General features: G+C 53.4%; 13 protein-coding genes. 4 read left to right on the top strand and 9 right to left on the bottom strand.

Features of this window, described 5'->3' with window-relative positions; translation table 11 throughout:
* Positions 1 to 2: 2 nt before the first annotated feature.
* Positions 3 to 1181, top strand: coding sequence for a lipid-A-disaccharide synthase (lpxB, locus tag SYN7336_RS21840; protein WP_017328080.1), 1179 nt, complete (start codon positions 3 to 5; stop codon positions 1179 to 1181).
* Here the strand turns inward: lpxB and SYN7336_RS21835 are convergent.
* From SYN7336_RS21835 to SYN7336_RS33140, 8 genes are all read right to left on the bottom strand, one after another.
* Positions 1150 to 1374, bottom strand: a complete 225-nt coding sequence (locus SYN7336_RS21835; RefSeq protein ID WP_017328079.1) for a hypothetical protein — start codon at positions 1372 to 1374, stop codon at positions 1150 to 1152. The two genes, lpxB and SYN7336_RS21835, sit on opposite strands and share 32 nt — an antisense overlap.
* A 128-nt stretch (positions 1375 to 1502) precedes the next feature.
* A complete protein-coding gene (lepB, locus tag SYN7336_RS27240) occupies positions 1503 to 2297 on the bottom strand; it encodes a signal peptidase I (protein WP_017328078.1) in 795 nt (264 codons plus the stop codon).
* A gap of 79 nt (positions 2298 to 2376) precedes the next feature.
* Positions 2377 to 2766, bottom strand: a complete 390-nt coding sequence (locus SYN7336_RS21825; protein ID WP_017328077.1) for a hypothetical protein — start codon at positions 2764 to 2766, stop codon at positions 2377 to 2379.
* 21 nt (positions 2767 to 2787) lie between these two features.
* Positions 2788 to 3390, bottom strand: a complete 603-nt coding sequence (locus SYN7336_RS27235; RefSeq protein ID WP_017328076.1) for a (2Fe-2S) ferredoxin domain-containing protein — start codon at positions 3388 to 3390, stop codon at positions 2788 to 2790.
* Positions 3391 to 3427: 37 nt separating this feature from the next.
* On the bottom strand, positions 3428 to 3643 hold the full coding sequence (locus SYN7336_RS29355) for a hypothetical protein (RefSeq protein ID WP_071590837.1): 216 nt from the start codon (positions 3641 to 3643) through the stop codon (positions 3428 to 3430).
* Between the two features lie 13 nt (positions 3644 to 3656).
* Positions 3657 to 3926, bottom strand: a complete 270-nt coding sequence (locus SYN7336_RS29350; RefSeq protein ID WP_071590836.1) for an Asr1405/Asl0597 family protein — start codon at positions 3924 to 3926, stop codon at positions 3657 to 3659.
* Positions 3927 to 4067: 141 nt separating this feature from the next.
* A complete protein-coding gene (locus tag SYN7336_RS21810; RefSeq protein WP_017328074.1) occupies positions 4068 to 4610 on the bottom strand; it encodes a Dps family protein in 543 nt (180 codons plus the stop codon).
* 330 nt (positions 4611 to 4940) lie between these two features.
* Positions 4941 to 5153, bottom strand: a complete 213-nt coding sequence (locus SYN7336_RS33140) for a hypothetical protein (protein WP_017328073.1) — start codon at positions 5151 to 5153, stop codon at positions 4941 to 4943.
* A gap of 348 nt (positions 5154 to 5501) precedes the next feature.
* Here SYN7336_RS33140 and SYN7336_RS27230 point away from each other — a divergent pair, with 348 nt between their 5' ends.
* From SYN7336_RS27230 to SYN7336_RS21790, 3 genes are all read left to right on the top strand, one after another.
* The gene (locus tag SYN7336_RS27230; protein ID WP_017328072.1) at positions 5502 to 6962 is read left to right on the top strand and encodes an iron uptake porin; all 1461 of its coding nucleotides are present in this window, start codon (positions 5502 to 5504) and stop codon (positions 6960 to 6962) included.
* Positions 6963 to 7434: 472 nt separating this feature from the next.
* Positions 7435 to 8682 carry an imelysin family protein gene (locus SYN7336_RS21795; RefSeq protein WP_017328071.1) on the top strand — a complete coding sequence of 416 codons (1248 nt, stop codon included), beginning with the start codon at positions 7435 to 7437 and terminating at the stop codon, positions 8680 to 8682.
* 164 nt (positions 8683 to 8846) lie between these two features.
* Positions 8847 to 10211, top strand: coding sequence for a di-heme oxidoredictase family protein (locus SYN7336_RS21790; RefSeq protein WP_227498559.1), 1365 nt, complete (start codon positions 8847 to 8849; stop codon positions 10209 to 10211).
* Positions 10212 to 10729: 518 nt separating this feature from the next.
* On the opposite strand, the gene SYN7336_RS21785 is transcribed toward SYN7336_RS21790, so the two are convergent.
* Positions 10730 to 12244, bottom strand: coding sequence for an iron uptake porin (locus tag SYN7336_RS21785; protein ID WP_017328069.1), 1515 nt, complete (start codon positions 12242 to 12244; stop codon positions 10730 to 10732).
* Between the last annotated feature and the right edge of the window lie 985 nt (positions 12245 to 13229).

Raw genomic sequence — 13229 nt, 5'->3', positions numbered from 1 at the left:
CGATGCCCCGAGTCTTTGTATGTACTGGCGAAGTATCTGGCGATTTGCAGGCGAGTCATCTGATTCGTACGTTGTTGCGCCTGCGCCCCGAGCTAGAGGTGGTGGCAGTGGGAGGCGATCGGATGGCAGCGGCTGGAGCGCAGCTACTGCACAACACCACCGGCATTAGCTCCGTCGGTATTTTAGAAGCTTTGCCCTTTATCGGCCCGACCCTCTGGCTGGAGTGGAAGGTGAGTCGCTATCTGCACCGCAATCCCCCCGACCTGGCCATTTTGGTGGATTATGTCGGGGTCAACCACCGCATGGGGGATCGGCTGCAAAAACTGGGCGTCCCGGTGGTGTACTATATTGCGCCACAGGAATGGGTGTGGACCTTTACCCCCAAGCTCACCCATCGATTGGTGGCCTTCAGTCGCCTGATTCTGGCGATCTTTTCTGCTGAAGCAGAGTATTACGCGCAAGCGGGGGGCAATGTTCGTTGGGTGGGGCATCCCTTAATTGACATTTTGCAATCGCCCCCCTCTCGGGCTGAAGCCCGAGCCCGTTTGGAGATGGCCCCCGACGCTCGAGCCATTGCCATCTTTCCTGCTTCGCGCCCGCAGGAGCTGCGCACGGTGCTACCCACCTTATTGCAAGCGGCCCAACTGCTACAAGCCAAGCTGCCCGATGTGGAGTTTTGGGTGTCGCTGTCGCGCCCCGAGTTTCGCCGGACGATCGCCAAACAAGCCAAAAAACTGGGGGTGGAGATTAAATTTGTCGAACGAGATACTCCTACCGTCCTCTCTGCTGTCGATCTCGTTCTGGCTAAATCCGGTACTGTCAACCTCGAAACCGCTATTCGCGGGCTGCCCCAAGTGGTCATTTACCGCGTCAATCCCATCACCTACTGGATTGCCAAATACATCCTCAAATTCTCTGTCCCGTTTGTATCGCCTCCCAATTTAGTGTTGATGCGACCGATTGTGATGGAACTACTGCAGCACGCAGCCCAACCGGAAACGATCGCCACCGAGGCGATCGAGCTACTGAGCGACCCCCGCCGCCGCAAAACCCTCCAACAGGACTACGCTCAGTTGCGCGCTGCTTTGGGGCAAACCGGAGTTTTGGAGCGGGCGGCGTCAGAAATTTTGGGGCTATTGGATCGTGGAGCTAGTGGATCTCTTCAGACTCGGCGCGGCTGAGCATCGATTCTTGCCGTTGTGCGTCCTGTTGCCGTTGCTTGGCACCCAGCTCGCGGGCACTGGCATCCACTTGGCGATCGCCCTTCTCACTCTCTAATTCAGACTCGGCGCGACCGAGCATCGACTCTTGCTGGTGCCGATCGTGCTGGCGCTGCTTAGCGGCGAGCTGGCGCGCTTGCTCTTGGGGATTCATCGGAAACCTCAATACAGTAACAGTATCTACAGATACATTTTCGAGGGGTTTCCTTGGGGATCGGGCAATTCTGTCATACAACGTCAATATTCGACGTCTTTGTCAACAGATACTCCTCTCCCCAATCTTTAAGGCTCTGCCGTCGCCAACGGCACCCATTGGCCCGCAGCAACAGAGGTTCCGACATCCGATGGCGCAGATACGGAGAAGGAGTTGTAGTCTACGCGGGGAAAATAGTGCAGGCGGTTGAGGGGCCAAAACCGGACGAAGGTGCGGCCAATAATATTTTCCTTCGGCAAAAAGCCCCAGATGTGAGAATCTTGGCTGTTATTGCGGTTGTCGCCCATGACGAAAAAGCGATCGGGGGGAACCACAATCGGATCGCTCCGGTTTGCTCCCCTCCCGAGGGGAAAGCCGCGCAAATCTCCCAGCACCGTCAAATCTTCAGGATAGCTACCGTTCAGCTTGGGGGGCTCGGCAGTGTAGGTTTCGGGCAAGAGCTCGCCATTGACATAGAGCCCTTCATTCAAGCGAATTTCAAGCCGATCTCCCGGAATCCCCACTACCCGTTTGATAAATGCATCCTGGGTGCCCACGTGCTCGGGGGGAATAAACACCACAATGTCTCCCCGTTGGGGCTCGCGAAAGCGATAGCTGATCTTTTCCACCACGAGGCGATCGCCGATCTCCAGCGTCGGTACCATCGATTCGGATGGAATCCAGCGGGCTTCGGCCACAAAGAACCGAATCACAACCGTCAGCACGACCGCCGTCAAGATCGTGGTGAGATTTTCATTGTTCCACAGCGTGTTGGACGGCCCTTGGGAAGACTCGGACCGACTGGAAGATGGCTTTTGCTGGGGGAGGTCAGTCGCCGTTGAATGGCGTTCGGCATCTCCGTTGGGGTTGGGGTCAGAGGGCATATATTTCTCAGGCGGTTGCAAGGGCTCGGTTCTACCAAGTTATTATTATCGCATTTGAGGTCAATCGCTTGCGCCCGCTCTAGTCATCCGGTTCGTACATCGCCTCGAACTCTGCAGCCGTCATGCAATAGGCGTCGGCAAAACCCTCGTCGTTGTAAACCACATAATCGCCTGCTCGATAGTGGGAGCGACCTTCTTTGGTGGTCACGCTGCCCGCTTGGCTGGCAACCTCGGCCCAGACGGGGGTTATCTTGAGATAAAGCCCTGGCTGCAACTGCCGATAAGTGCGCTCGAATACTGCGCGATCGACCGTATAGATTTCGCCGCGATTGTTGACGATCCAGTCCCCTCGCTTGCAGTGCTGTAGGTCGCCCCACTTGCGATAGACAAAGCCTTCCGTATCGAGATCGAGCGGTATGGCAATTACGGCGAGGTCGGGCTTTTTACGATATCGGCGGGGCTTTCCCATAAATGCTCGCAATCCTGAAGCTCACGCCCTCGGAGCTGGCGAGGTAAAGTGCTCTTCGAGTAAATCCGAGACAGATTGGGCCTTGACGTGGCTGTAACGCATCTTGCCGGGCATAATCAAGTTCGGTCCGGCTTTGCATTTGCCCATGCAACTGGTGGCCTTCAGTTTGACGCGATCGCCTAACCCAGCCTCGGCAATCCCGCGCTCCAGTGCTTGCCAAACGGCAGCGCCTCCCCGTTTGCAACAGCTAGACTTTTGGCACACACGGATGCATTGGGGCTTGGCAACGTCTTCGGCGTCTTCTCGAGAACGTGCGGGCTCGATCGCCTGCGACCAATGGCCGTTGGCGTGGCCGGGGGTTGCGATCGCCGAGAGAATATCTTCTGCCTTCAATTTGACGCGATCGCGTTTGAGATCGACCTTTTTCTTGCCCCTCACCTGCAGTAGCGCTCCGGGCACCAACAGATCGGCACAGTAATAACGCAAGCGTTTGGGTAGCTTAATATAAACTTCTTCGCCGGAGACGGCTAGATAAAATCCTTTGATTTTGAAGCCATCTTCAATGGCAAATCGCGCGAAGCGACCAGTGATGGCAAATCGAGATGTTGGGGTGTGCTTGCTCATATCGACAGGAATTCAAGGGGTGAGGGCTCAATCCCGCTCAGCGGACTTGCTTGCGAGTCAAATATTTCCAAGTACGGGCGGGAATCTCGGCAGGACGTCGGGCCGCGCGAATGAGCTGGCGGTCTGCCCATCGGTAGTGAACGCACAATTTGAGATCGGGGCAAGCAATGCAGCAGCGATCTCGATCGCCCGCCCGTACGCCCCCCAAATAAATGTCGGTCCAATCGCCTCGATATTCCTGCCGTACTAGCAAGGTATCGGCAGGCTTATGCCGCGCAGTCGGGAGAAGTCTGACGCCAGCAGTTTTCCAGCCAGTCCACCAACTCGGCTCGACCGGCTCCAAACTGACGAAGGACGCTGCGTACTTGAAGAGCTGCCACACTGTTATTCACCTCGACGTGCAAGTGACCGTCTGCAGAACACACGGCGGGAATGGAAAGCTCCAAAAGCCGTCTTCTAATCCGCCAGCGATCGCTCCTGGGCACTTCGATCGCCTGCAGCTTATTCTCGGGTTCGGAGCTAGTTAACTCCATCATTCGAACTCTCCGACTAACTTCAAAAGGGTCCTATTGCAAAACGGGTTCGACATCAAATCTCACCAGTATGGCTGGGGCATGGAGTACCGACGGAAGAGCTCGAATCAAATGCACTAACCTCAGTCGAAGCAAACTTGCTGACTAGCGGTTGAGCCCCAAAGTGAGGCTATCTTGCGCCAAAAAGTGCTCCAGATGAATGGCGCGATCTTCTGTTTCGAGCAGGATGCCCTCCAACAGGTATCGCGTGGCGCGATCGCCCAAGCTTTCTGCTTGAGCTGCCTGAGATCTCAAGACTGAGACGATTGTTTGCTCTGCACCGAGGTCGTGCTCGACCATAGCGCGACAGGCAAAAGCGCCCTCCACCTCGGGCTCGAAGCAGCACAACTCAGCCAGCTTGGCAAAGCTGGCCACCGGCACACCTCCCAAACCATTCAGCCGTTCTCCAACCGAATGGACGTGGCCGCGCACCTCGTCGTAGCTTTCTTCGAAATACTGGTGCAATTGGTAAAACTCCGTCCCCTCCACCACAAAATGATGTTTTTGATACTGAAGGTACAGAGCTTCGAAACTGGCCAGAAGGATATTGAGCCCTTCGCATACGGGAGTAGTAATCTCCCTGTCCAGTCCGATGGGATTATCCCGAACGATATCAAGTGCGTGAATGATAGCGGTGTTATTTGCCATGATTGACCTATGCCCAGCGACGTACACGCCATTGATAGCAAAAGCGCTCTAAACATGTCGAACTTCAGGCTATCAGAGACATCACTTAATAGCAATAGTTTGCATTAAGATTCTTCCCCTCTTTCTGAGAAAGGATGCATGCTACTGTGAAATCCTTGCGGCGATCGCGCTCTCAGTCTTTCCTCTGCGATCGTTCTACTGCTTGCGGCATAAGGGATGTAGGCATCACAGCACTCTGTTGTGGCTATTTTGAGACTTTTGCCTTCGAAGCCTGTATCTCAGCTTGTTGCAAAGTTTTTTTATCGCAATTGAAATGTGATGTCTATCACATCAAAGTTGACCCACCCATGAGTTGCAAGTGCTTTGCAACAAGTTTGCTGTGTCAGCACCGGCTCGCATACCGGCTCGCTGGTGCTGTGCTGCAACTAAGCGGGCGTGCCAGCCTGCGGTCAATTTGCCATCGATAAATTCGGCTCGATCGACTAGCTTGTTAGCGGTGTCTAACTCACTGGCACTCAAAACTCCTGCAATGCACAAAATCATCTGGCGATTCCCTCAGGACGCGATCGCGCCACAGCATCTTACCAAGATAGGAACAGCTTGCAACAAGTCTCAAAGACTGCTGTTTATTAACAAAAAATTTCACTCTAGATTTTGGCCGGCAGACAATTCCGCCAGCTGCTCAAAGCTCTGACTTCCTTTGCCAGTCAAGAAAAGCCAATAATATGTATAGTTTGTGCCAGAAAGAAAATCAAACAATATTGCGACTATCCTCAAGCATGTGATTTACTCTTAGATGAAAATCACTTTTATTAACAGCGCATTGAACTAAACGCAGGTTAGCAACCCAATGCGTTAGGGTGTGCTGTTCTATGTGAGGAGAAAAAATTGATGTTTTTCAATCGAGAGCGTGCTTTGCTCACTGGCTGTCTGAGCTTGGGAGCAATCGCCCTGACCTTCACTGAGCCTGTACGAGCTCAAACCCAGCAATTTGCCCAGGTTACCTCTGTCTCTCAACTCTCTGACGTACAGCCCACCGATTGGTGGTTCTCGGCACTACAGTCTCTGGTGGAGCGTTACGGCTGTATTGCCGGTTATCCCGACGGCACCTATCGGGGCAACCGAGCTCTCACCCGTGGCGAGTTTGCTGCGGGTTTGAACGCTTGCTTGGATCGCATCAACGAGTTGATTGCCGCTGGCTTAGCCGATAAAGTTTCCCGCGAAGATCTAGCCACCGTTCAGCGCCTGCAAGAAGAATTTGCGGCCGAACTGGCGGCATTGAACGGTCGCGTTGACGCGCTGGAAGCCAAGACTGCCGAGCTGGAAGCCAATCCTCTGGGGTTGAACGCGACCACTAGTCAGATCGAGTTTGGGCTGGCTACCGGTATTTTCGCTGCCAGCGAACCCGGCGATGCCACCAACAATGCCACCATTCCCTACGAGCTCAACATAGACTTCAGAGCCTCCTTTACGGGAGAGGACGTCTTTCAGATTCGCCTGCAAGCTCGGGAAATCGACTTTTTTGAAGGCGATCCAGTGGGTTTGATCTTCGGTCCCGATGGTTCTGGCGCTGGTTCCGATATCAATGACGATGTCAATTTGGAAGACACCTTTTATAACTTCCCTCTCTTTAACGGTCGCGTCAACGCAACCTTCGGATTGACTGATATCACTCCTGGAGACACCTTTGTTTTCGGCGTTCCGTTTGATGCCCTGTCTGACTTCGCCGATCTGCCCGACGCGACCTATGACGGAGTCGGCGACACCACTCTTGCCTTCACCTGGGAAATCGTTGAAGATCTCTTCTTCATTTCCTACGGTTATGGAACCGATGCAGCATCTGACTCGACCTTTGGGTCTGGTTTCTTTGCTGGGCCGAGCGTTCACGCTGCTGAGGCGGCCTTCAGTCCGGCTGATAGTTTGTTGCTGGCAGTGGCCGGTGCTTTTCAGGCTGGAGGTCAAGGGGTAGGAGATTCAGAGGAGGATTTCGCCGCCGTTTCTTTCGGTGCAACGTGGGAAATCAGCCCTACAGTCATCTTCTCAGCGTGGTACGCTCGCACGTTTTCTGAGGATGATGGCACTGATGACTTCGATGACTTCTTGGTTGGCTTTGCCTTCCTGGACTTTTTCATCGAAGGGTCGAATGGCGGCTTTTTAGTCGGTAGCCCCGACACGGCCGTATTTGCCTCTATCGAAGATGATGATTTTGATTTCCCCTTCTTGGCCGAGATCTACTACACCTTCCCGGTCACCGACAACATCAGCATTACCCCTGGTGTCTACTACATCACCAATGCAGATGGCGACGACGACATCATAGTGGGTGGCGTACGCACGACCTTCAGCTTCTAGAGATTGCGTAACTTTGTTGCGATCGCTAACTGGCTACCCATCTCGCAACTCCTTACCCCTTTTCCGGGGTAAGGAGAGATTGCCAAAGAGCGAGGGGAAGGTATCAATCTGCTTATTGATAACTGTTCACTCTAGGGTGGTTTTCAGATAGAGGATACAAAGCCCATTTTTCCATCGAGAACCTCTGCGTTCCTTTAAAGCCAGAGGTACCGTTAGCAACATGGTTCTCAATAGCTCCACGAGGAATCTAATCCGTCAACCAATCAATTCTCTCAGACTCCCTATCAGTAGAGAGAATCAGGCGATGGCTGTTGAGGATATGGAGAAGAGCTTCCAAAAAATATTGCGATTAATTCTCAAATCTGTGGTTTACTCTTAGATGAGAATATCTATTATTAAGGATGCGTTGGCTGGATGCGGCTGGGCAGTTCAATGCATCCAGGTCCGCTGCACTATGTGAGGGCATTGAGACATGCGCCAGAGAATCGAGATTTGGACTGGTATCGGTACGTTTGTGTTTGCGGGTGTCAGCCTCGCAATATCCCCCACTTCGATCGCGGCTGAGATCGATACTGAAGAGACTCTCGAAATAGGACTGGGCGATCGCCACGACATTACGATAGACAAGACTGATGCACTGTCAGGGCTACTGATAGCGCAAGGCGGTGAAGGTGGCGAAGAGGGTGCGGAGATTTCTGCCAACCCCAACGAAATGGCTGACCCCGAGTTAGGCGTTGCGATCGCCACTGACTTTACCGACAAAGTCATCATCCCGACCTATGAGGCGCTGGTAGAAGAGGCTGGCAAGCTAGAAACTGCTGTCACTACATTCACCCGCAATCCTACTGAGGCCACTCTGGAAACTGCTCGCAGCACCTGGATTGAAGCTCGCTTTCCTTGGGAACAGAGTGAATCCTTTGCCTTCGGTCCAGCCAGCTCTCTCGGCTATGACGGCGATCTCGACGACTGGCCCGTTAACGAAACGGATGTGCGAGCCATTCTCGCCAGTGACGACGAGCTGACTCTGGAGTACGTAGAAAATCTACAAACCACCGAGAAAGGATTTCACACCATCGAGTTCTTACTCTTCGGTTTAGACAACGATAAATCGCTGTCAGACTTTAGCGATCGCGACCTCGAATTTTTGGCTGTGCTGGCACCTGCCTTTAACGCCACCGCCACCGAACTGCTCCAAAGCTGGGTGGATGGAGTTGAAGGCAATCCACCTTACCGCGAAGTCCTAGTCACCGCTGGCGATGATGACAATCCTGCCTATCTGACTGCTCGGGCAGCGGTGGTGGAAATTGTCGCTGGCATAATGGGCGCACTGGACGAAGTGGGCAACGAGAAAATTGGCGATCCCCTCTCCACTCAAGCAGCAATCGGCTTTGAAAGTCGATTCAGCCATACCTCGGTGAACGACTTTAGAAACAACATGCTCGGCATCAAGTTTGCCTATGAAGCCTCCATCGAAGGCGGCGAAGGTGGCGAGGGCACTACCAGCCTGAGCGATCTAATCGCCAGTGTCGATCCCGATGTGGATGCCGAGTTCCGCGCCAAGCTGGATGCAGCCATTGAGGCGATCGAGGCGATTCCTATCGGCATTGAAGCTAAGCTGTCTCAACCCGCTGCCTTTGCCCAATTGTCTAGGGCTCAGATAGCCGTGCTGGCTGCCCTCGAAGTGGTTGAAGATGACATCTTGCCCATTGTCCAGAGTTAACTCTGGCGAACTGCACAGTTCGTCAAGGGAACTGCGCGTATTTGAACAATAGTGCAGCCATTGCGAGATTTATCATCATGCTCCCTGTTGTCTGGCGTCGCACAAAGCAGAAATTATTTAAGCTCGTCTCTCTGACTGTTCTGCCAATTGTGGTAGGCATAGTATTGTCGCACTTCATTGATTCCCCCGTCTCCGCCTCCGATCCTGTCCCCGACTCGCAGGAGGCGATCGTCGCCTTGGCTGACATCCCCTTAGCGGGTGGCGAGACCACTACGTTCATTCGCAGCTCCCATGCCTACGAACAACCCTCAGCCAATCTCAGTGAAGAACTGATAGATCTCCATACAGAAGGAGATGTGGCTTTCGAAGCTGTTTTCGTCACAGCCCCAGCCACTGTTAATCCCGGCTTGGGGCCGCACTTCAACAATACGACTTGTGCGGGGTGTCACATTCGCAATGGTCGCGGCTTGCCCGCCCAAGGTCAACTTCTGGTTCGCGTCAGTCAGGATGAAGCGATCGCCGGATCGCCAACCACCACCACTCACTATCAGGCCGAGCCTACAGCTCCAGGCGATAACACTCCCCCCGTACCTGGATTGGGCACTCAAATTCAGGACCGAGGCATCTATGGTGCTCCCCCCGAAGCTACGGTCGAACTCGAATGGATCGAGAGTATGGGGCAGTACGAAGACGGCACTAGCTATAGCTTGCGATCGCCCAAAGCCCATATCCGCTTGGCTGATGGCAGTCCGCTACCCGATACCGTCAAAACCTCTCTGCGTTTGCCTCCGCCCGTGTTTGGCTTAGGGTTGCTAGAGGCGGTTTCCGAAGGAGACATTTTGGCAATGGCAGACCCTGAAGACCTCGATGGCAATGGTATTTCCGGTCGCCCTAACACCGTCTGGGATGTTCGGAAGCAGTCTACTTCCCTAGGACGGTTTGGCCTTAAGGCCAACCAACCCAATCTCTTGCAGCAAAGTGCCGCTGCCTATCTTGGCGATATGGGTGTAACCAGCCCCATGTTTCCTTCAGCCGATGGCTCCAGCGATATCGATGCAGACACTCTCAAAACTGCTACCTTCTACGTTCAATCGCTGGCGGTTCCCGCGCGTACATTATTAAACGATCCAGTGGTCCAACGGGGCGAGCAACTGTTCGATCGCGCCCAATGTACGGCCTGCCACATTCCTACACTGCGCACCAGCACCCACCCCGAGTACACAGAACTCTCGAACCAAACCATTCACCCCTACACCGACCTGTTGTTGCACGATATGGGCGCAGGCTTGGCAGACAACCGTCCCGATTTTGAGGCGACTGGTAGCGAATGGCGTACTCCGCCCCTTTGGGGCATTGGAGTGACTCAAACGGTTTTGCCTTACGCGAAGTACCTGCATGACGGTCGGGCACATACATTGGAAGAGGCAATTTTGTGGCACGGTGGCGAGGCCGAACAAGCAAAACAAGCGTTTCGAGAGATGCCAGAAGGCGATCGTCAAGCGATCGTCAGATTTCTGCGCACCCTATAGAGCCCGTGGAGAAAAAACAGACAGACCCCAGTTTGAATTGGGGTTTGTTCCTCAATCCCGAAATTCTAATACGAAGAAGCAGGTTTTTGAGTTTCTTCTGGCGTCATTGGGTTAAACCTCGACCCACATGCGCATGAGGTTGGTGTGGCTTTTAGAGATGAGGTCGACCTCTGGAGTTTTCAGACATTGCACTCGGCCCCCTAAATCCCCCACCAGTGGGGGACTTCCGAAAGGTTATTGGTTTCGTTCCACAACTCTAATCATCGCGATCGCCGATCGTCTTCTCAGGCCCCCAACCCTAACTGGCACTGTGCTCAAGTCCCCCAGAATGGGGGATTTAGGGGGCGAATGCAGGACTTGACAGCGTTAGTTGGAGGAACTCAAAAGCGCAATTCAGACAGAAACAGCCCGGGCGGGCACCCAGGCTGTTTCTATAACCGGTTCGAAAGTCTCTCCAGAGGCAGGCAAATGCGCTGTCTAAAGAGTGGCTATCTCCCGAACTCTAACAAGCGCTAGCTTCAGAAGCTGAAGGTCGTCTGAACGCCACCCACAATGATGTCATCGTCATCGCCATCTACATTGGTGATGTAGTAAACCCCGGGGGTGATGGTGATGTTATCGGTGATGGGGAAGTTGTAGTAAACCTCTGCATAGAAGGGGAAGTCGCCATCGTCATCTGCAATCAGATTAGCAGTTGCACTGTCGGGACTGCCGACAACGACGCCACCATCAGCCCCTTCGATGAACAAATCGGGGAAGGCAAAGCCAGCCAAGAAGTCATCGAAGTCGTCGAAGCCACCACTCTCAACGAAGGTACGTGCGTACCAACCCGAGAAGATAACTGCAGGGGTGATTTCCCACGTCACGCCGATGGAAGCCGCTGCAAAGTCCGTGTCGGCAAACAAAGGAAAACCGGTGGGAGCCCCTGCTTGACCGCGAGCGGTGAGTGCTCCAGCCAGTGCCACTATCAAGGTATCGGTGGGAGTGAAGGCTAGTTCTGCAGCATGAACGGTCGGTCCAGCAAAGAAGCCACCGCCAAACACCGAGCTTGCTGGACCATCAGTGAAGTCATTCGGATCGCCAGCACCAAAGCCGTAGGAGACGAAGAATAAATCTTCGATCGCTTCCCAGGTAAAGGCAAGGGAGGTATCGCCAACGCCGTCATAGACCACATCGGGTAAGTCGGCAAAGTCAGACAGGGGCTGGAAGGGCACGCCAAAGACAAAGGTGTCTCCCGGGGTGGTGTCGTTCAAGCCAAAGGTGGCATCGACACGACCGTTGAAGAGGGGGAAATTGTAGAAGACATTCTCTAGGTTGACATCATCGTTGATATCAGACCCAGCCCCAGATACCGCCGGCCCGAACAGGAAGCCAACCGGGTCGCCGTCAAACTGCGAGACTTCCCGAGCTTGCAGGCGAATGCGGAAGAGATCTTCACCCGTAAAAGAGGTGTCGAAATCGACGTTGATTTCGTAGGGGATGATGGCATTGTTGGTGGCACCGCCGGGTTCGCTAGCTGCGAAGATGCCGGTGGTCACCTGGAATCCGAGCTTACTAGTGGTAGCGTTCAACCCCAGAGGATTGGCTTCTAGTTCAGCAGTCTTGGCTTCCAACGCATCGACGCGACCGGACAGCGCAGCCAACTCGGCCGCAAACTCTTCTTGCAGGCGCTGAACGGTGGCGAGATCTTCGCGGGAGACCTTGTCAGCCAAGCCGGCGGCAATCAACTCGTTGATGCGGTCCAAGCAAGCATTCAAACCTGCCGCAAACTCGCCACGGGTGAGGGCGCGGTTGCCGCGATAGGTACCGTCGGGATAACCGGCAATACAGCCGTAACGCTCGACTAAAGACTGCAACGCCGAGAACCACCAATCGGTGGGCTGCACGTCAGACAGTTGAGAGACGGAAGTAACCTGGGCTAGCTGTTGAGGCCGAACCGTTTGAGCTTCTGCAGACCCACCGAAGCTCAGGGCGATCGCCCCCAAGCTCAGACATCCAGCCAGTAAGGCTCGTTGCTGATTGATAAACAACATTATGTGCTCCTCACAGTAAACAAACTCAATTCAAAACTGAGTAGCTTCTATTGTAGTGCTGCTATTACCGTTATGGGATCGTAGCATTCTTTTTTTTTGGTAAGAGTAAAACTTATCGTGCCTTAACTTCGGTCTTACCGGATATACAGAGAAAACAGGCACGCGGGTGCTAATTGAAAGTAAATAGCGATAAGAGCGCAAGCCTATCAGTACGGGTCTGAATTCGGACATCTGAATTCGGACATCTGAATTCGGACATCTGAACTCGGACGGCGGGCGGCAGAGATGGGGCCGATCGCGCATGGGTCTCTATCGAACTCCATTCGAACAGAGAAAATATTGATTGTTTAACGGATGACCTGTTTTCTGTTCTCCTGCAGCGAGGACCTTGCGTGGGTCGAATCGAAAAGCCCGCTCTATTTCCTACACGAGCTATTTGTCTCTCAGGCGGCTGGGAACAACGCCTGCAGGGAGGCTGCCACCTGTCGGGCAACAACCTGAATTCCCGATTCAGGGGTTCGATCGCCTGTCAGTAGCGCTCGGCGAATCTCTCCCGACGATAACTCAATTTATCTCGAACCTCTTAACATTTGTCGAAGTAGGCACGAACAAAAATGAATACATTAAACGTAAATCTAAAGAATACAAGCATTTTCTCGACAGAGAGAGTCGATCTAGTATCATGGGCTTTCAGTAGAGGTAGTTGGCTTTTATGCTTGCCCGTATCAGTAGTGCAAGTATCTATTCCTCCAATTGCCTAGAGTTGGTGTTGTATAAGCTGAGGATTGTTATTAACGGGGCGATCTTGTCTGTATATTTACTGCTCTTTGTCTGGGGATATACCTATATGAGTGGGTATGAACTTTGAATATAGGCCAATTCGAGTATTTTTTTGACTAGACTGTTTGTCGGATGACTTAGCAATCGCCTGAGATCGCCTGCGATCGGGGTCCGATTCTCGCGGTCGATGGTGAAGGCTGAGTTG

The sequence above is a fragment of the Synechococcus sp. PCC 7336 genome (assembly GCF_000332275.1).
GTDB lineage: Bacteria > Cyanobacteriota > Cyanobacteriia > Thermostichales > PCC-7336 > PCC-7336.
Note: the sequence above shows the minus strand (reverse complement) of the source record. Positions and strands in the feature narration are given on the sequence as shown.

Bases quoted from the DNA above. Each gene is read 5' to 3' on its own strand.
- lpxB (WP_017328080.1), top strand. From the start codon at position 3: ATGCCCCGAGTCTTTGTATGTACTGGCGAAGTATCTGGCGATTTGCAG.
- SYN7336_RS21835 (WP_017328079.1), bottom strand. From the start codon at position 1,374: ATGAATCCCCAAGAGCAAGCGCGCCAGCTCGCCGCTAAGCAGCGCCAG.
- lepB (WP_017328078.1), bottom strand. From the start codon at position 2,297: ATGCCCTCTGACCCCAACCCCAACGGAGATGCCGAACGCCATTCAACG.
- SYN7336_RS21825 (WP_017328077.1), bottom strand. From the start codon at position 2,766: ATGGGAAAGCCCCGCCGATATCGTAAAAAGCCCGACCTCGCCGTAATT.
- SYN7336_RS27235 (WP_017328076.1), bottom strand. From the start codon at position 3,390: ATGAGCAAGCACACCCCAACATCTCGATTTGCCATCACTGGTCGCTTC.
- SYN7336_RS29350 (WP_071590836.1), bottom strand. From the start codon at position 3,926: ATGATGGAGTTAACTAGCTCCGAACCCGAGAATAAGCTGCAGGCGATC.
- SYN7336_RS21810 (WP_017328074.1), bottom strand. From the start codon at position 4,610: ATGGCAAATAACACCGCTATCATTCACGCACTTGATATCGTTCGGGAT.
- SYN7336_RS33140 (WP_017328073.1), bottom strand. From the start codon at position 5,153: ATGATTTTGTGCATTGCAGGAGTTTTGAGTGCCAGTGAGTTAGACACC.
- SYN7336_RS27230 (WP_017328072.1), top strand. From the start codon at position 5,502: ATGTTTTTCAATCGAGAGCGTGCTTTGCTCACTGGCTGTCTGAGCTTG.
- SYN7336_RS21795 (WP_017328071.1), top strand. From the start codon at position 7,435: ATGCGCCAGAGAATCGAGATTTGGACTGGTATCGGTACGTTTGTGTTT.
- SYN7336_RS21785 (WP_017328069.1), bottom strand. From the start codon at position 12,244: ATGTTGTTTATCAATCAGCAACGAGCCTTACTGGCTGGATGTCTGAGC.